This is a genomic window from Falsiroseomonas oryziterrae, from assembly GCF_021864505.1.
Taxonomy (GTDB): Bacteria; Pseudomonadota; Alphaproteobacteria; order Acetobacterales; family Acetobacteraceae; genus Falsiroseomonas; species Falsiroseomonas oryziterrae.
Genome location: NZ_JAKJIB010000054.1, coordinates 1 through 16,952 on the forward strand (window position 1 = coordinate 1; position 16,952 = coordinate 16,952).

Annotated in this window: 13 protein-coding genes and 3 pseudogenes; 12 read left to right on the plus strand and 4 right to left on the minus strand. The window is 69.6% G+C overall.

The genetic code is table 11. From position 1 onward, the window contains the following. Both L2I40_RS07120 and L2I40_RS07125 read right to left on the minus strand, forming a co-directional pair. A pseudogene (locus L2I40_RS07120) lies at window positions 1–400 on the minus strand (septum site-determining protein MinC); the annotation flags it as partial. A gap of 148 nt (window positions 401–548) precedes the next feature. After that, window positions 549–1,508, minus strand: coding sequence for a Bug family tripartite tricarboxylate transporter substrate binding protein (locus L2I40_RS07125; protein ID WP_237214198.1), 960 nt, complete (start codon window positions 1,506–1,508; stop codon window positions 549–551). 71 nt (window positions 1,509–1,579) lie between these two features. On the opposite strand from L2I40_RS07125, the gene L2I40_RS07130 reads away from it, so the two are divergent. The 4 genes from L2I40_RS07130 to L2I40_RS07145 all read left to right on the plus strand — a co-directional run bounded on the left by L2I40_RS07130 (window position 1,580) and on the right by L2I40_RS07145 (window position 5,516). Next, window positions 1,580–2,482, plus strand: a complete 903-nt coding sequence (locus L2I40_RS07130) for an ABC transporter substrate-binding protein (RefSeq protein ID WP_237214199.1) — start codon at window positions 1,580–1,582, stop codon at window positions 2,480–2,482. Beyond that, window positions 2,479–2,922, plus strand: coding sequence for an acyl-CoA thioesterase (locus L2I40_RS07135; protein WP_237214200.1), 444 nt, complete (start codon window positions 2,479–2,481; stop codon window positions 2,920–2,922). The genes L2I40_RS07130 and L2I40_RS07135 overlap by 4 nt, the downstream gene beginning before the upstream one ends. 52 nt (window positions 2,923–2,974) lie before the next feature. Next, window positions 2,975–3,934: a D-2-hydroxyacid dehydrogenase family protein gene (locus L2I40_RS07140; RefSeq protein ID WP_237214201.1), complete on the plus strand. Its 960-nt coding sequence runs from the start codon at window positions 2,975–2,977 to the stop codon at window positions 3,932–3,934. Window positions 3,935–4,052: 118 nt separating this feature from the next. Beyond that, window positions 4,053–5,516, plus strand: coding sequence for an alpha/beta hydrolase (locus L2I40_RS07145; RefSeq protein WP_237214202.1), 1,464 nt, complete (start codon window positions 4,053–4,055; stop codon window positions 5,514–5,516). Window positions 5,517–5,842: 326 nt separating this feature from the next. On the opposite strand, the gene L2I40_RS07150 is transcribed toward L2I40_RS07145, so the two are convergent. Then, entirely contained in the window at window positions 5,843–6,250 is a 408-nt protein-coding gene (locus tag L2I40_RS07150) for a BPSL0067 family protein (RefSeq protein WP_237214203.1), read from the minus strand. A 379-nt stretch (window positions 6,251–6,629) separates the two neighbouring features. Here L2I40_RS07150 and L2I40_RS07155 point away from each other — a divergent pair, with 379 nt between their 5' ends. The 7 genes from L2I40_RS07155 to L2I40_RS07180 all read left to right on the plus strand — a co-directional run bounded on the left by L2I40_RS07155 (window position 6,630) and on the right by L2I40_RS07180 (window position 13,384). Beyond that, on the plus strand, window positions 6,630–8,171 hold the full coding sequence (locus tag L2I40_RS07155) for a tyrosine-type recombinase/integrase (RefSeq protein WP_237214204.1): 1,542 nt from the start codon (window positions 6,630–6,632) through the stop codon (window positions 8,169–8,171). A gap of 781 nt (window positions 8,172–8,952) precedes the next feature. Beyond that, the gene (locus L2I40_RS07160; RefSeq protein ID WP_237214205.1) at window positions 8,953–9,195 is read left to right on the plus strand and encodes a helix-turn-helix domain-containing protein; all 243 of its coding nucleotides are present in this window, start codon (window positions 8,953–8,955) and stop codon (window positions 9,193–9,195) included. Beyond that, the gene (locus tag L2I40_RS24455) at window positions 9,195–9,320 is read left to right on the plus strand and encodes a hypothetical protein (RefSeq protein ID WP_272910943.1); all 126 of its coding nucleotides are present in this window, start codon (window positions 9,195–9,197) and stop codon (window positions 9,318–9,320) included. Before L2I40_RS07160 ends, L2I40_RS24455 begins: the two co-directional genes overlap by 1 nt. A 120-nt stretch (window positions 9,321–9,440) precedes the next feature. Continuing rightward, complete coding sequence (locus L2I40_RS07165; RefSeq protein ID WP_237214206.1) at window positions 9,441–9,950, plus strand: hypothetical protein; 510 nt, start codon at window positions 9,441–9,443, stop codon at window positions 9,948–9,950. Beyond that, window positions 9,947–12,517, plus strand: a complete 2,571-nt coding sequence (locus tag L2I40_RS07170) for a DUF3987 domain-containing protein (protein ID WP_237214207.1) — start codon at window positions 9,947–9,949, stop codon at window positions 12,515–12,517. Before L2I40_RS07165 ends, L2I40_RS07170 begins: the two co-directional genes overlap by 4 nt. A gap of 121 nt (window positions 12,518–12,638) precedes the next feature. Continuing rightward, complete coding sequence (locus tag L2I40_RS07175) at window positions 12,639–13,058, plus strand: hypothetical protein (RefSeq protein ID WP_237214208.1); 420 nt, start codon at window positions 12,639–12,641, stop codon at window positions 13,056–13,058. Next, the gene (locus L2I40_RS07180) at window positions 13,055–13,384 is read left to right on the plus strand and encodes a hypothetical protein (protein WP_237214209.1); all 330 of its coding nucleotides are present in this window, start codon (window positions 13,055–13,057) and stop codon (window positions 13,382–13,384) included. The genes L2I40_RS07175 and L2I40_RS07180 overlap by 4 nt, the downstream gene beginning before the upstream one ends. A gap of 319 nt (window positions 13,385–13,703) precedes the next feature. On the opposite strand, the pseudogene L2I40_RS07185 reads toward L2I40_RS07180, so the two are convergent. Beyond that, window positions 13,704–13,898: pseudogene (locus L2I40_RS07185) on the minus strand (integrase core domain-containing protein); the annotation flags it as partial. A gap of 239 nt (window positions 13,899–14,137) precedes the next feature. Here L2I40_RS07185 and L2I40_RS07190 point away from each other — a divergent pair. Then, window positions 14,138–16,952 (plus strand): annotated as a pseudogene (locus tag L2I40_RS07190) (hypothetical protein); the annotation flags it as partial.

Below are 16,952 nucleotides of genomic sequence, written 5' to 3' on the forward strand. Positions count from 1 at the left end.
CGGCCGCGACCGGCGCCTCCGGCACCGCCCCGGCTTCCGGGAGCGCGACGTCCTTCTCCGCCCCGCCGGCCATGCGCAGCGGCGGCAGGCCGACACCCGTGGCGGCGTTGCGGAGCTCCGGCGTGCCGCCGGTGGTGCCCACGGGCACGATCTCCAGCGCACGCAGCTCGCGAACCAGCCCGGCGAAGTCGACCTCGGCCGCGCGGACCTGGAGGTCGTCGAGGCCGATCACGATGGGCGCGAAGCGGAGGAACCCCGGGGCGCGGCGGAACTGGTCGCCGAGCGCCGGCGCCACGACCTCCGGCCGGTGGTCGAGCAGGCGCAGGACGAGCAGGTTGAAGTTCGCCCCGCGGAGGCGGAAGGGCTCGATGCGGGTGGCGGGCCTCGATGCGGCGGACATCGCGCGGGGGGTCTCGGTCGGGGGTTCCTGCCGCGGCATAGCAGCATCCCGCCCGGACACGAAGCTTGGAGGAAGCTTCGTTCGAAAAGAGAACGAGTTGCCCCGGAAAGCTCAGGCCGGACGCGAGTTGCGACTCGGCGGGGTCGGTTCAGCTCCCCCGCAAGTCGAGCGCCCGGACCAGTTCGCTCCACTTGGCGACCTCGACCCGGAGATGGGCGGCCAGCGCCTGCGGCGAATTGTCGTCGAAGACGTCGACGCCGGCCGCCTGCAGCCGCGCCCGCGTGGCCGGGTCGCGCACGGCGGCGGCAGCCGCGGCTGAGATCGGGCGGATCGCCGCCTCCGGCGTGCCCGCCGGGGCGTAGATGCCGTTCCAGGCCGAGCTGTCGTAGCCGCGCACCCCGGCCTCGTCCAAGGTCGGCAGCTGCGGCAGCATGGAGCTCCGCTGCATCGTGGTCACGGCGAGGCCGCGCACGCGGTTGTCCGCCATCAGCGGGCCGAGCAGCGTCTGGCTGTCGATCATGAACTCGATGCGCCCCGCGGTGAGGTCCGACACGCCCTGCGGCGTGGTCCGGTAGGGCACGACGGTGAAGCCCGCGCCGGTCATCTTGCGCAGCAACTCGGCCGAGAGGTGGCTGGTCGCGCCGATCCCGGCGGTGCCGAAATTCGCCTCGCCGTTCCTGGATCGCAGCCAGTTCAGGAAGGAGGGCACGTCGGTCGCGGGCACCGAGGGATGCACCACCAGGACGAAGGGCTGGCGCGTCGTCAACGCGACGGGCGCGAAGCTCTCGATCGGGTCGAAGGGGAAGTTGGCGTAGAGCGCGCGCATCGCGGCATGGCCGACGCTGCCCACCATGATGGTGTTGCCGTCCGGCGCGGCGCGGGCCGCGGTGGCGGCGCCGATGGTGCTGCCGGCGCCGCCCTGGTTCTCGATGACCAGGGGCCGGCCGAGCGCTGGCGACATGAACTCCGCCAGGATGCGCGCCACCACGTCGGTCAGGCCGCCGACGCCGAAGGGCACGATGACGCGGAGCGGCCTGGCCTGCGCCAGCGCGGGCGCGGCGAGGGCCAGGGCAGGCGTGGCGAGCAGCGCGCGGCGGCGGATGGTCATGCGGTGTCCCCTTCTCCCGGTGCGGCGCTTATCGGTGCAAACTCCGCGCCACGCCAGAGCCGGAGCATCGCGTGACGCCGATCACCCTGCAGGAGCCCTTCCGGGCCGTCTTCTACACGCCCTTCTACGCCGCCCTGGCGCGTGGCGACTTCGCCGCCGCCGGGGTGGAGGTGAAGCTCATCACGGTCGGCGAGCCTGACCGCGCCGTGGCCAATCTGCTCTCCGGCGCGGCGGACCTCGCCTGGAGCGGGCCGATGCGCGTCATCCGCGACCACGCGGCGAATCCCGGCAGCCCGTTGGTCAGCTTCGGCGCAGTGGTGATGGGCGATCCCTTCCTGCTCGTCGGCCGTGCAGCGCGCTCCGGCTTTGCGCTGCGCGACCTCGCCGGCCTTTCCCTCGGCGTGGTGAGCGAGGTGCCGACGCCCTGGTGGTGCCTGCAGCGCGACCTGCGCCGGGCGGGCGTCGACCCGGCGGCGCTGCGGACAGTCACGGGGCGCGGCATGGCCGAGAATGCCGCGGCGGTGATGGCCGGCGCGCTGGATGTCGCGCAGCTCTTCGAGCCCTTCGCGTCGCAGCTGGAGGCGCAGGGCGCCGCGGTGTGGCACGCCCAGGCGGCGCGCGGGCCGACCAGCTACACGGCCTTCTATGCCACGCGCGGCGCGCTCGCGGCGAAGCGGGAGGCGATGCGCGGCATGGTGCGCGGCCTCGCCGCGATGCAGCGCTGGCTGCATGCGGCGACGCCGGAACAGGTGGCGGAGACGGTCGCGCCCTTCTTCGACGGCCTGGACCGCGCGACCCTGGCGCGCGCCGTCGCACGGTATCGCGACCTCGGCATCTGGTCGCGCACGCCGCGCTTCCCGCGCGATGCCTTCGAAGATCTGCAGGCCGCGATGCTCGACGCCGGCGCGATCACGCGCGCGCCCGGCTTCGAGGCCTGCGTGGACGCGGCGATCGTGGAGGAGGCGCTGGCATGAACAAGACCCGCCCGACCCGCGCCGAGTACCGCTATTTCCTCGAGATCCCGACGCGCTGGATGGACAACGACGTCTATCGGCACGTGAACAACGTCACCTACTACTCATGGTTCGACACCGTGGTCGCGCGCTTCCTGCTCGGCTCCGGCGCCATCAACCTCACCGACAGCCCGGTAGTCGGCGTGGTGGTGGAGACGCTCTGCCGCTATCACGCGCCGATCGCCTTCCCGGACACGGTGACGGCCGGGCTGCGCATCGAGCGGCTCGGCACCACCTCGATCCGCTACGGCATCGCCATCTTCCGCGAGGAGGAGCACGCGGCGAGCGCCGAGGGGCACTTCGTGCACGTCTATGTGGACCGCGCGACGCAGACCAGGCCGCAGCCCCTGCCGGAGCGGCTGCGCGACGCCGCCGCCGCGCTGGTCGTCCCGGCGGCTTGACGGCGACGCGCGCGGACCGCAATCCCGCCGCGCGCGGAGAAGGACGGACGACATGGGCGAGTTGCGGCGGCTGGCGATCCTCGACGACTACCAGGGCGTGGCGCTGTCCATGGGGCCCTGGTCGCGGCTGCCCTCCTCCATCGCCGTCGAGGTGTTCCGCGATACGCTGAAGGACCCGGACGCGCTGGCGGCGCGGCTCGCTCCCTTCGACGCGATCCTCGCGATGCGCGAGCGCACGCCCTTTCGCGCCACGCTGCTCGCGCGACTGCCCAATCTCAAGCTCCTCATCACCACCGGCGAGAAGAACCGCAGCTTCGACGTCGCGGCCGCGCAGGCCCGCGGCGTGACCGTCTGCGGCACGCCAAGCGTCGGCGCGCCGACCGTGGACATCGCCTGGGGGCTGATCCTCGGCCTGCTCCGCAACCTGCCCGAGGAGGTCGCGAGCCTGCGCGCCGGCGGCTGGCAGACCACGGTCGGCACCTCCGTCGAAGGGCTGACGCTCGGCGTCGTTGGCCTCGGCAAGCTCGGCAGCCGCATGGCGCGCATCGGCGCCGCCTTCGGCATGAAGGTCATCGCCTGGAGCCAGAACCTGACCGCCGAGAAGGCAGCCGCCGGCGGCGCGGAACTCGTGAGCAAGGCGGAGCTCTTCGCGCGCGCCGACGTCGTCACGCTGCACCTGGTGCTGTCCGACCGCTCGCGCGGCATCGTCGGCGCCGAGGACCTCGCCCGCATGAAGCCGGGGGCCATCCTGGTGAACACCAGCCGCGGCCCGCTGGTGGACCAGCCGGCACTGGTCGCGGCGCTGCAGGCGGGGCGGATTCGCGCCGGGCTGGACGTCTTCGACGAAGAGCCGCTGCCGCCGGGCCATCCGCTGCTGGGCTGTCCCGGCACGCTGCTGACGCCGCATCTCGGCTACGTCTCGACCCAGAACTACGCCGCGTATTTCGAAGGCGCGGTGCAGGCCATCGAGGGCTACCTCGCCGGCAAGCCGGTGATGGAGCTCACCGCCTGAGGCCGGCGGCGGAAAGCGGGGCCGATCCGGAACGGGGCGCACAGGCGATAGCCGGCGAACCCATCGCGGATGCAACGTCCCTGGGCTAGCCTCGGGACGCAGGCAGCGGGGGGGACGCATGTCGCTGCGCAGGATGTCGGGCACGCTGCTGCGAAGGCTTGTCTTCGGCCTCGGCGCCGTCATCGCGCTTGTGGTCGCGGTGCGCGCGATCATGGCGCTGACCGGCCCGGAGCTGCGTCCCTGGCACCTGGTCGTGCCGCCCGAGCTCGACGCAGCGGCGCTCGATGCGACCGACTGGGCCGGGTTCATGGCCGCGGAGGCGCGCGCCTTCGCCGCGGTCCGCGAGAAGGTCACCGACCGCCTCGAGGCCGCGGACCGGGTGCCGGCCAACCGCTACTTCGCCGACAGCCCGCTGAACCCGAGCCGCTTCGCCACCGACTGGAACCGATCCTTCGTCCTGCTGCCGGAAGGCACGCCGCGCGGCGCCGCGGTGCTGCTGCACGGCATGACGGATGCGCCCTTCAGCATGCGCCACTTGGCGCAGCTCTACCGCGAGCGCGGCTGGATCGCGGTGGTGCCGCGCATGCCCGGCCACGGCACCGTGCCGGCGGGCCTGACCGAGGTGCACTGGCGTGACTGGCTGGCCGCGACGCGGCTGGCGATGCGCGAGGCCCGCGCGCGGCTCGGGCCGGACCGGCCGATCCATCTCGTCGGCTATTCGAACGGCGGCGCGCTCGCGCTGAAGCATGCGATGGATGCGATCGAGGATCCGCGCCTGCCACGGGCCGAGGCCATCACCCTCGTCTCGCCGATGATCGGCGTCACCGCCTTCGCCCGTTTCGCCGGGATCGCCGGCCTGCCGGCTTTCCTCCCGGCCTTCGCCAATGCGGCGTGGCTCGACCTCGCGCCAGAGTTCAACCCGTTCAAGTTCAATTCCTTCCCCGTCAACGCCGCGCGCCAGTCGCATCTGCTGACCGCCGCGCTGCAGGACCAGACGCGGCGTCTTGCCGCGGCGAACCGGCTCTCCGCCCTGCCGCCCGTGCTGACCTTCCAGTCCGTCGTCGATTCCACGGTCAGCACGCGCGCGGTGGTGGACGCGCTCTATGCGCGGCTGCCGGAGAACGGCAGCGAACTCGTGCTGTTCGATGTGAACCGGAACGCAAGGCTCGGGCCGCTGCTGAGCCCGGCCGCCGTCGCCGCCGTCGATCGGTTGCTGCCCGAGGGACCGCGCCGCTACCAGGTGACCATCGTCACCAACGCGGCGCCCGAAGCTGCCGACGCGGTCGCGCGGCGCAGCCCGCCCGGCGCAGCGGCGGGGCCTGACGAGCCCCTGGGCCTCGCCTGGCCGCGCCAGGTCTTCTCCCTCTCCCACATTGCCCTGCCCTTCCCCGTGACGGACGGGCTCTACGGGCTGGAGCCAGACCCGGAGGATCGCCAAGGCTTCACGCTTGGCGCGCTGGCGGCACGCGGCGAGACCGGCGTGCTGACGATGTCGCTCGACGGGCTGCTGCGCATCTCATCGAACCCGTTCTTTCCCTACATGCGCGCACGGATGGCGGAGCGGATCGCCACGCCGCGCTGATCCGCAAACGGTTCAGCGCGGCGTGGTCAGCCTACCGTGGCGCAGGCCAGTCGCGTGCGACGCCCGCGGCGGCCGAAGGCAGCCGGTCGCGCTGTCGCTGCCGCGGCCTGGAACGCGGCCAGGATCCGCAGATGGTCTGCCCAGGCGATCGCCCCGCTCGCTTCGCCGAGCGCGATCCGCCAGGCGGCATCCGGCACGCGCGCGCCTGGCATGCTCCGCTCGATATCGCGGGCAATCGGTGCAAGCGCGGGGGGTGTCGCCGGTTCCCTCGGCTCCCGCGCGTCCCAGTCCTCGCAGGCATCGCACATGGCGTCGCAGGATTCCGTCTAGAAGCCGGCCGAGGCGCCGGCCGCACCGGCCATCGCCCAGTCCCAATCGGTGAACTTCGCGGACAGCACGAGATAGAAGTGATCGCCGTCGTTCACCGTCCAGCCGTTCTTGCTGTTGCCGAACGGCAGCGGCCGGGCGAAACCCGCGGAGACATTGCGGCCCTTCCACTGGTCGAGCACCCGCAGGCCCTTCGAATCCTGGCCGAGATAGATCGCCGCGTGTCGTGGCATGCTGCCGTCGCTGGAGTAGAAGCCGCCGGAATCGAACACGGCGATCGCCGCTCCCTTCGGGATCTTCGCATTGCCCTTCACGCGGGGCCCCCTCACCCAGTAGCCGGTCAGCGGCGCGCCGGTGGCGAACTGGACGAGCTTCGCGCATTCGCCGTCGGCGACGAGCGTCTTCATCGCTTCCCATTTCGGGAGATCACGCGCGACATAGAAGTCGTAATGCTCGGCGCGGTGCTTCGGCCCGCCGCTCGGACCCGCTCCGGTCGCGCGGGGCTCTGCCGCAATGATTGCGCGGAGCGTCTCGATGCTCCCCTTCATGCCGTCCCCCGGATCTCTGGCGCACAGGACTGGGCAGTCCGTACGGCGTGACTGCGCCAGGGGCAGACAGGGGCTGTCAATCTCGGATGCGGCGCGTGCCCGTTGACGGGTTGCCGCGCATCTCGCGAGTGGGATCATCGGGCCCGCCGAGGGGCTCCAGCCGGTGCGTGCTATCCGGGTGCGCCGAAAGCCGGCTGGCGTCCCATAGGGACACCATTGGATCGGATCAGGCTCGATCATGCCAAAGCCGGACGGTCGGGAAACCCAATCTCTTCCATGCTTTTCCGCGCCAGCGCCGATCATGTCGTTTCACAGTAGCGCACGCTTGATGTGGGGTTTATGGTGGGGACCACCCGAGGCGGTCCCCACATCCCCGCCCGGCCGGACCCCCGCCATGCCGAAGGCCGCCGCCAAGCCGCTCGACGTGAAGACCATCGAAGCCCTCGCCAAGCGCGAGCGGCCTTATCGTGTGTCGGACGGCAAGGGACTGCTGTTGGAGGTGAAGCCGACCGGCGCGAAGATTTGGCTTTGCCGCGTGACGGTGGACGGCAAGCGCCGCGACATGGGGCTAGGCGGCTTCCCCGCCGTGTCGTTGAAGCAGGCGCGCGAGGCCGCCGAAGCTGCCAGTCGCCGGGCTCGGGCCGGCACGGACCCCATCGCCGCGCGCGCCGCTGAGGAAGCCGGCCGCAAGGCCGCGCGTGACGCCGAGGCCCGCGCCGCGCAGGAAGCCGCCGCCCGCACGTTCAAGGCGGTGTCGGAAGCCTGCATCAAGGCGCTGTCGCCCGGCTGGAAAAGCGGCCGGACTGCCGACCTCTGGCGCAATTCCCTGACCGTGCATGCCTTCCCGACGCTCGGCGCCATGCCGGTTGCCGAGATTGACCGCGCCAGCGTCCTGCGCGCAATCAACGGGGTTTGGCAGTCTCGCCCCGCCACGGGCCGCAAGGTGCTGAGGCGTATCGGGACCGTCCTGCGCTATGCGGCGGCGCACGGGATGCGCGCCAACGACAACCCGGCGGATGCGCGGATGCTCAAGCACGCCGGCCTTCCCGCACTCCCCGGCGGGCGCAAGCAACCGTCCCTGCCCTGGCACCGCATGCCGGCCTTCATGGCGGCGCTGGACGAGATGCCCGGCCTTGCCCCGCTGGCGCTGCGCCTCACGATCCTGACGGCGCTGCGCTCTGGCGAGATACGCGGCGCGCGCTGGTCGGAAATCAGCTTCGACGGCGTGCCGACGCTCACGATCCCCGGCGAGCGGATGAAGGGGAAGAAGGCCGCCGATGTGCAGCCGCATCGCGTCCCGCTCTGCCCCGCCGCGCTAGACGTGCTGTTGCAAGCTTTCCGGCTGACCACCGGGGCGGAGGACGTGACGCTAGACGACCTCCCCCGCCGGGCCGCGCTGCGCGGGAATGCGCTGATCTTCCCGAGTGCGACGCAGACAACGCCGCTGTCGGACATGGCGCTGTCGGCGGTGGTGCGGCGGATGAACGAGAACCGCCCCGAGGGCGCAGCCCTGCCGTGGCGCGACAATGACGGGCGCGCGGCGGTGCCGCACGGGTTCCGGGCGACGTTCTCGACCTGGGTTGATGACACTCGCCCCGCCGAGCGCGAGGCCGCCGAGCGCGCGCTGGCGCACGAGATCGGCAACGCTGTCTCGGCGGCTTACCGGCGCTCCGACCTCTTCGACCGGCGCATTCCGCTCATGGCGGATTGGGCCGCGCATTGCCTGTCGGCGCCGCCGAAGGCCGAGCCGGTGCCCCTGCGCGGGCGCAAGGCCGGCTGACCGCTTTCAGCGGCTGCGGTGTAGCATTCCTATCGGTGGGGGCGGGCCGGCCAGCCTCATGCGTGTCTCTCCGCGACGCGCTGCCCCCACCGACCACCAACGCGGAGTGCGCTGTGGAGGCGCCGCGAAGCGGATGTGTGACCAGCGACTAGCAGAAAGCGAATATCGGAAGTGGGCCGCATTGCGCGCGAGCCTTTCTCAGATCCAGCCTACGCCTAGCCAAGCGATTGACGAAGCGTGGAGGATCTCGCGGGAGCTCGCGCGATTTATGGGCAATCCGCTGGCTGCCGCGCATCTGTTGCGCGAGGTGGCGACGGCGATTGAGCGGGTCGAGGCGGAACACACCCCCCGAGACCCGCTGGCGCCGAGACGGGGCCGAGGCCGCCCAAGACGAGGCACAGGGAAGAGTGCGCCTCGCGTGTTTGCTCTGATGGAGTTGGTTTCTGGGTGGGAGGCCGCTGCTCAGCAAGGGCGCTTGCCTGCTGGCATCACAAAGCGGAATTGGAAGATGAAGCTGGCCGCCGCCCTTGCAGGGGACCGCGATTGGAAAATCCCTGCGATCCGCAAAGACGTGCAGCGCGCACATGCGGATCTCCGCTTGCTTCGGTCGCGCCCTACGCGTCTCGCTGCGCTCGCCGGGCTGCCGAACCTGGACAAAAAATAGCCGGCGCCCCGCGCGCGTCGCCCTCTTTCTTGTCTAGCGCGCGGGCTCGCACGCGCGGCTAGTAGTCACGTCGCCCCGGCGCATGCCGGACCACTCCCAGGCAAGGGCGACAGTCTCATGCACTACGACCCGCAACGCGGTAAGCGGAGGCCGGAGGATCGGCCGGCGCCGCTGCCGAACGCGATAACCTACACACTCCCCGACGCCGCGCGGATCAGCGGGCTTTCGCAAGCGACGCTGCGGCGCCGAGCCGCCGAGGGCGCGCTGCGCCTCTTCCGAGTTGGCGGGCGCACGCTGGTCAATGGGGACAGCCTCCGCGCGCTGCTGACCGGCGCGCGGCAGATGCAGGAGGCCGCATAATGCGCGACTTCCTGACCATGGGCGGGCCGAAGCCGCCGGGCTTCATCGCGCATCTGCCGCTGGCCTGCGCCCTCGCGGCGCTCGGCGTGTTGGCCGCGCTGCGGTTCTCCCCCATCCACCAATGAGAAAGCCGGCCGCATGGAGGGCGACCGGCTTCCGGAACTACGCGGCTAACAACTTGGGCAAGGCGAATATAGCGCCCCGCGTAGAGCACTCCAAGCGGCATCGGCGGGAACGCCCTGACGATGCACATTCCTACCCTGAGCAAGGCGGAGCAAATCAGCCGGCTAATCGGCGTCGCCCATCAAGCGGGCGAGTTGCACGAAGCGGTGTGGCTGGCCGCCGTGCAACGCGGCGAGATTGCCGCCGCAGCGGTTGAGCCCGGCGGGCGCATCCCGCTCCGCGTGTTGGACACTCAGCCGGGACAGCGCCCGCTCCTGATCCTTCTGCGCGGCGACGGCGTGACGCCGGTTGGCCCTGACGGCTTTCCCCAGGCGCGGCGCATCCTGCGCTGGGCGCGTGCGATCATCCTGCATGGGGCGGGCGCCGAGCCGCAGCACTACGCGACGGCGGTTGCCTCGGCGATGGCGACTGGCCGGGCGGTGATTGTCGAGACGACAACGGCGCATCTGCCGGCCTGGCGAGCGGTGCGGGATCGCGTCGCCGCCAACACGCCGACGTTGCAGATCGAGACGCGGCCGGGCGAGCCCGCGCATCCGGTCAACACGGCGCCGACCGGGGCGGTGCTGCAATGAGCGGCGGGCAGCTTCACGCCGACGCCGACGCCATCGGCTCTTTCGTTGGCGCGCTGTTCCGCTACGCCGACCCCGACACCTTCGCCTCCCTTCGTGCCTTCCACGACAGAGGCAATGCGGTGTTCCGGATCGCGCCACACCGGATCGGCGACAGTCTCGACGGACTGACCGCCGTCGCAATCGGACTGGCGACGGAGGCCGCAAACGCGGCGCATCCCGTCGTGTTCTGCCCGCCGGTTGCGACGTTTGCGACCGACGCCAGCGCGAAGGAGGCAGACCTCGCCAACGGGCTTGCGTTGTCGGTCGAATGCGACGCCGCCCCAAGGGCCGCACGGGCACGGCTCGAAACCTTGCTTGGGCCGGCAACCGTCGTGGTCGCCAGCGGCGGGGAGTGCGTCAACGGCGAGACAGGCGAGGCCGAGCCGAAGCTGCATCTGCATTGGCGGCTGACCGAGCCGACGCGCGATCCCGGCGCCCATGCGGCATTGAAGCGCGCGCGCATCCTGGCAACGCGGCTGGTCGGAGCCGACGCCACGAATACGCCGATGGTGCATCCGATCCGGTGGCCCGGATCGTGGCACCGGAAGCAGGTGCCGCGCCTCGCCCGGATCGTGGCCCTCGCCGAGCCCCGCGAGATAGACCTCACAGAGGCCCTAGGAACGCTACAGGACGCCGCCGAAGCTGTCGGGCTGGGGGACACGCGGCAAAGCGCCGGAGCGGGCTCTACGGCCCCTGGAGAGGCGCGGGAGACGTGCGAGCTCATCCGGGCGATCCTGGCTGCCGAGGACTATCACGCGCCGCTCGCGGCATTGGCCATGCGGCTGTTGAAGGGCGGCACGCCGGACGCCCAAGCGGTTGAACTGCTGCGCGGGCTCATGCTCGCGGTTCCCGAGCGCGAGCGGGACGTAAAGGACGGGGCGCCCTCCCCCGGCCGATGGCAAGCGCGCTTCGACGGTATCCCCCGCGCCGTATCCTCTGCCCGCGCAAAGCTGGGCGAGCGGCAGCCGGACGGCGGCGCGGATTGGCCGGACCCTCTCGACTTTCTCGGCGATGCCGAACTGACCGGGGCGCCCGAACTCCGGCGCGACCATCTGCCGGACGCGCTCGCGGGCTTCGTATTCGACACGGCGGAACGTATGGGCGTTGACCCCGCTGCCGTCGCCCTCTGCGCGGTGGTGACGTGCGCCAGCGTGGCCAGCGATGCCTGGGCAATCCAGCCCAAGGTGCATGACGACGCATGGACCGAAAGCCCGCGCTTGTGGGGCGCGGTGGTCGGCGATCCGTCCATCCGAAAGACGCCGATCCTCAAGGCATGCACCCGGCCGGTTGACGACCTGGAAGAGGCCGCTCGCAAGCGGCACGCCGAGGCGATGGCGACGCACCGGGCTGCTGTCGGCAAGCTGAAAAAGGACAAGGTGCCGCCCGAGGAATACCCGCCAGCGCCGCGCCTGGATCGCTTCCTGGTCGAGGGCACGACGATTGAGGCGCTGTCGGAAGCCCTGCGCGACGACGAAGAGGCCAAGCAGCGCGCGCCAGCCGGCAAGGTGCTGGTCCGGCAGGATGAACTGTCCGAATGGACCGCCAGCTTCGACGCCTACAAGGGCGGCGGGCGCGGCAGCGCGGATCGCGGCGCGTATCTCCGGCTGTTCAACGGCGGGCGGTTCACGGTTGACCGCGTAGGGCGCGGGACATTCGCCATCCCGAACTGGTCGGGATGCGTGCTGGGCGGCATCCAGCCCGAGCCCATCCAGCGCATCGCCCGCGACGCGACTGACGACGGGCTGTTGCAGCGGTTCCTCTACGTCGTGCCAGCAGGCGAAACCGAGGGGCAGGACCGCCGCCCCGACGACGCGGCGCTAGCGCGGTATCGGGCGCTGTTCCCGGTGCTGGCCGGCATGAAGCCGCCCGGCGCGTTCGGCGCCCGCTTCGTGGTGAAGCTAGACGCCGAGGCGCAGCGCCAGCGGCAGGCAATCGAGGCCCTGGCCAAGGCGCACGCGGCCATGCCGGACACATCAACCCGGCTTAAGGCGTCTCTTGGCAAGTGGTCGGGGATCTTCCCCCGCCTCGCCTTGACCTTCCACCTGGCCGCCATCGCGGACGCCAAGGCGCGGGGAGAGACGCCCCCTTTCGAGGGCACGCTTTCAGGCGACACGGCGAGGCGCGCGGCCAGCTTCATGCGGGACGTGTTGTTCCCGCACCTGCTGAGGGCCGAGGGGCTGTTGTTCCTGACCAAGCAGTCAGGACACGCGCGCTGGGTTGCCGGCTTCATCCTCTCCAACGACGAATGCCGGACGAAGCTGCGGCTGGCGCTGCGGGACGTGCAGCGGGCTTATGGCGCGCTGCGGGCGCCGGAGCACCGGGCCGAACTCGTCGCGGTGTTGCAGTCCCTGGAAGTGGTCGGATGGCTGCGCGCCGAGCCGCCGGACAACCCGGCGCGGCAGGTTTCGACCTGGCACGTCAACCCGAAGCTTCACGCGACCTTCGCGGAGCGAGCCGCAGCGGAGCGGGAACGCCGCCGCCGGAGCCGCGACGCGATCCTGTCCGCCCTCGCGGAGCGCGCAGCATGATCCGCATGTCGCAAATGTCTCTCGCGCGCGTCGAAACGGTAAGGCTTCAAGCCCCCTTTTTCTCTCTCAGTCTCGACGCCTCACCGAAAACGCCCCCACGCGCGCGAGAGACATCTGCGACATGCGGCGCGCGGCGCTGGGAGGCGACTCCATGACGCCCGCCCTTGCCCGCCGGCTGGGGAAGACCCTGCCGCTGCTCGGCAGTCCCGAGGATGGCGAAGCCCTGGCCGCTGCCCGCGCTGTCGGGCGCATCCTGGAAGCCGCCGGGATGGACTGGCACGCGCTCGCCGCGCTGGTCACGGCCGAGACGAAGCGGCAGGCCACGCCCGCCTTCACCTTCGCGACGCTCGCGCCCCGCACCGCGCGAAAACAGATGGCATTCCTCGCCTGGCGTCCCGGCATCCCCGTGGCCGACCGCGCGCGACTTGAACTGCTCCGCGCCCGGCTGCTCGGCGCGCGGAAGCTGACCCTGACCGACGAAGAAATCCGCTGGCTCGACGGGCTTTGGCACGCGGCCAACGGCTCGGACCAAGCCCGATGACGCCAACGCCAAAGCCCGCACGAAATTACGCGCGCACCCGCGCGCGCGCGCAACCCGACGGGACCGCAATGGCGAAGCGGCTCTCTGACGATGTGCGGATTGAGGTTGTGGACGCGCTGATCCCCAACCGGCGCAAGGAAGCCGCGCTGGTCAAAGTGGCGCTCGGGCCGGTGACGCTATGGGTTGAAGTCGTGCGGCGGCGGTTCGGCGTGCTGGCGCTGCGCTACCCGCACGGCCCGAGGGGCGCCCCCGGCGCCCATGTCTCGGCGGACCTCGCGCGGCGGATCACGGACGCGGCGGCGCCGCATCTGGCGAGCGGGCGGTAAAGGAGGTGAGCCCCCCCCGCCCCGGCGATGGATGCGCCGCGACGGAAGCGACGATGAACGCTGGCAGTTGATCTGAGGTGGGCGCGCGGGGCGGAAGGTGAGAACGGGCAGACCTAGTTGCAAACCGTTCCAGCATGCATGCGAAGGAGCTGGATGAGTGCTTCCCGCTCTTCGGGCGTCTTGTCGTCGGGATCGACCACCTGCTGAAAGTGACCGTCCCGGGTTTGATGCAGCGTTGAGCCGTTAAAGGAAGGACGGCAAGGCGTAAGCCCTGACTTGCTACCCATCCTTGGACCGCCCTGGCGGGCGTCTTCCAGCGCTATTCGGTCGGCGTGGGCCGTGTACCGCTGACCGACCTTACGAGGCTCGCCGGCGGTTTGTTGCCGATCCCGCTGTGCGGGCGAACTTCGTTGTAGTCTCTACGCCAAGCCTCGCACTTCGCCCGCGCGTCGTCGAGGCTCATGAACCAATGCGCGTTCAGGCACTCCGCCCGGAACTTCCCGTTCAGGCTCTCGCGCCCGACACGTTCGAGCACGTCGACGACGTCGCCCGGCCACACAACGCTCCCCGATATCACGGAAGGAATTCCGCCAATCCCCCCTGGCAAAGCGCGCGTGAGGTTACCTGAAAGCAAGGATTGGCTGCGTAAGAGGGACTGTCGCACCGCTCCGGACGGCAAGCGCTGTCCCCCGCATCGACGCTGCGCGCTCGGCAAGACACCCGCGCGTAAGACTTTCTGCAAGGGGCTTCGCAGTGAACACAGACGAATTCCTCGCCTCCTTCTGCCCGCCTGGCGGCTGCATGACGTGCATGGGATGTAGCAGTCAGATCTCGGAGAAGCTTATCACGCCCGAAATGCGGTCGTCAGACCCGGCCATCAGCAAGACACAGTACAATCCTGCAAAGGCACCGGCCGACGTGGCGGCACTCCTGTACCAGACTTGGGAAGCCGCCTACTGGACCGGTGGGAAACTCGCCACCCCGACGGTCGTCACCTACTCGTTCGGCAACGCACACTCCGGATGGGATAGCGGCACAATCTCCGGCGCGTTCTCGACGACCACCGGGCGATGGGCACCGTTGTCCGAGACCTTTCGTGAACAGGTGCGCGCCGCTGCCGATGTTCACAGCAAAGCATACGGAATTCAACTCATCGAGGTCGCCGATCCGTCGAAAGCACAGGTGGTCTGGCGCCTTGAAGAGTTCGTACAACCGAGCGGTCTCGGAATCATTATGGCGCCAGGCCCCACAAAATGGTCAGGCGACATCTGGATCAACATGAAATATCAGGCGACCTTCGATGCGCTTAACTTCGCAAAAGGGACCGAGGGATTCACGTTCCTGCTACACGAGTGGGGTCATGCGCTTGGCATGAAGCACCTATTTGATGGCCGGTTCAATGCTCCGCCGGGTGTCGTCGACCATCGCGGCACGACCGTGATGTCGCACACGACCAACCCTGACGGTACCGTGCGCTCAGAGTTGAGCGCGCTGGACGTAAAGGCCCTATCCTACATCTACGGTACGGAGACGCAGGAAGCGGGCCTCTCGGTTCGCTGGGCGCAACTTGATGGGGGTGGACTCTTCAGCACCGGAGGCGCAGGTGCCGACACGCTTTTGGGCATCTCTGATCGTGACTGGCAGATGGCTGGTGAGGGGCCCGACGTCCTCTTTGGCTTTGGTGGCGACGACACCTTGGACGGCGGGGCGGGCTCTGATTTCGTCCGTGGCGGGTTTGGCTCGGATGTCCTGGTCGTCCGTGCACGCCACGGCGATGCGGGAACATACCAGCTGTCCTACAGAATCGACCCCGCCGAGGCAGGTGCGTTTCAGGGTACTGTTAGCCTCCACGGCGAGATTGACGCCTTCGACGGGATCGAGAGCATCCGATTCTATGATGGGACGCTGGACCTGCGCACCGGACAGTGGAGGCCGGACGCGTACTTCCAGGCCGCCGAGCGCCTTCTCCTAACCATAACCGGCGCAAGCGGAGACGGCGCCGCAGCCGAACTTAGCTGGCGCATCGACCGCGGCGAACTGTCATTCGCGGACGCTGCGCGCGTGGTTCTCGATGGGTTACCTAGCGCAAGCTTCTCGGGATCCGCGCTGGGCGAGATCATCGCCGCGGCGGCTGAGCGCGCTTACGGTGCTGAACTTCCAGTGGCGATCGTCAATGCGTGGGTAGCTCAGGTCCAATCGGGCGCGGCGGCAGTTTCGGACGTTCTCGCCCGCATCAGCAGCGCGGCAAAGCTGATTGAGCGGCTCGACCATAGCCCGACGCGGGCAGACTGGCTCGACGCAACGTTCAGTGCTGGACAAAGCGAAGTAGTTTGGCACCTTGACGATGGAAGCACATTGCAAGTCGGCACCGCTGGGGCCGATCGCTTTATTGCCGGAGGTAGCAGTAAGCAGGTCTACGGCGGGAGCGGACACGACGTCATCTACGTGCCAACGCTTCGCAGCGACGCGTCCAGCTACACGCTGCGCTTCGAGCGTAGCCTCGAGCCGGAGGGCGTCGGCGGCTTCATTCGGGTCGGGGCGTTCACCACCTCATTCACGGGCATTGACGAGATCCGCTTTATCGACGGCAGCGTCGCGATAAGCGTCGGGAACACGGCCGAGCACCTAGCGCGAGTATCACTGAGCCTCACGGGCTCCTTGCTGGGAGCGGATGAACTCGGCAGGTACGTTGCGGCCGTAGAGGCTGGCAAGTTGCGCACGGTCGACGTGGCTAACGAACTGAGCCTGAGCCCTGCCTTCCTGGCCCGCGTGGGCGTTCCCGTCGAGGAAAACAGAGTGCAAGTCGCTGTGAACTTATTCACTGAGGTCGCAGGCTGGGCACCTTCCGACCGGGACGTGCAAGGTTGGACCGCAATCATCAATTCGTACGGCCACGCGCTGAGCGGCCACTTCGCAGACCTCGCAGCGACCAACGCCACAAACATGATTCGGTGGAACCATCAACTAGCCGACGGGGTCTTCTACACGCGGGCCGGTGCGGAGCTTGTCGTGAAGCTTGGACAGCTTGCGTTTGGCCACCTGCTCTCCCGAGCCGAGACGATGCGATGGATTGTTGAAGCTGAACGGGATGGACTCAGCAATCTCCAACTCGCCGATCGCATGCTCGACGCCGCAGGGCTCAGAGGAAAGGGTACCGAGGAGTTCACTCGCTTGCTTTCCGAGCACGCAGCTTGGGGCGCTGTACCTGCGCTTGACGGCGGAATGAGCGGTGGCCTAGTCGGCCGGGCAGAGGCACTGCTTCAAATGGCCGACGACGCGCTGTTCGAAGCTAAGCTGTCAGCTGCGTATGGGCGGGATCTCCTCCAGGCTTTGCCAGCGGGCGGCTTTGATGGCGCCTACTTCGCCTCGCGCGAGTTCGGCCACCTGGCTTCGGCCGGCGGTTGGTCGAGCAACGACGTCTTCCCGCGCATGATGGCGGATGTGAACGGCGATGGCCGCGACGACATCGTCGGCTTCGGCAATGACGGCGTCCTCGTCGCGCTCAACACCGGCGCGGGCGGCTTCGGGTCGGCCTACTTCGCCTCGCGCGAGTTCGGCTTCGGCGCCT

Excerpts from the sequence above, each read along its gene's own strand:
- L2I40_RS07155 (WP_237214204.1), top strand. The coding sequence starts at position 6,630 with ATGCCAAAGCCGGACGGTCGGGAAACCCAATCTCTTCCATGCTTTTCC.
- L2I40_RS07165 (WP_237214206.1), top strand. The coding sequence starts at position 9,441 with ATGCACATTCCTACCCTGAGCAAGGCGGAGCAAATCAGCCGGCTAATC.
- L2I40_RS07180 (WP_237214209.1), top strand. The coding sequence starts at position 13,055 with ATGACGCCAACGCCAAAGCCCGCACGAAATTACGCGCGCACCCGCGCG.
- L2I40_RS07135 (WP_237214200.1), top strand. The coding sequence starts at position 2,479 with ATGAACAAGACCCGCCCGACCCGCGCCGAGTACCGCTATTTCCTCGAG.
- L2I40_RS07150 (WP_237214203.1), bottom strand. The coding sequence starts at position 6,250 with ATGAAGACGCTCGTCGCCGACGGCGAATGCGCGAAGCTCGTCCAGTTC.
- L2I40_RS07140 (WP_237214201.1), top strand. The coding sequence starts at position 2,975 with ATGGGCGAGTTGCGGCGGCTGGCGATCCTCGACGACTACCAGGGCGTG.
- L2I40_RS07175 (WP_237214208.1), top strand. The coding sequence starts at position 12,639 with ATGCGGCGCGCGGCGCTGGGAGGCGACTCCATGACGCCCGCCCTTGCC.
- L2I40_RS24455 (WP_272910943.1), top strand. The coding sequence starts at position 9,195 with ATGCGCGACTTCCTGACCATGGGCGGGCCGAAGCCGCCGGGCTTCATC.
- L2I40_RS07145 (WP_237214202.1), top strand. The coding sequence starts at position 4,053 with ATGTCGCTGCGCAGGATGTCGGGCACGCTGCTGCGAAGGCTTGTCTTC.
- L2I40_RS07170 (WP_237214207.1), top strand. The coding sequence starts at position 9,947 with ATGAGCGGCGGGCAGCTTCACGCCGACGCCGACGCCATCGGCTCTTTC.
- L2I40_RS07160 (WP_237214205.1), top strand. The coding sequence starts at position 8,953 with ATGCACTACGACCCGCAACGCGGTAAGCGGAGGCCGGAGGATCGGCCG.
- L2I40_RS07125 (WP_237214198.1), bottom strand. The coding sequence starts at position 1,508 with ATGACCATCCGCCGCCGCGCGCTGCTCGCCACGCCTGCCCTGGCCCTC.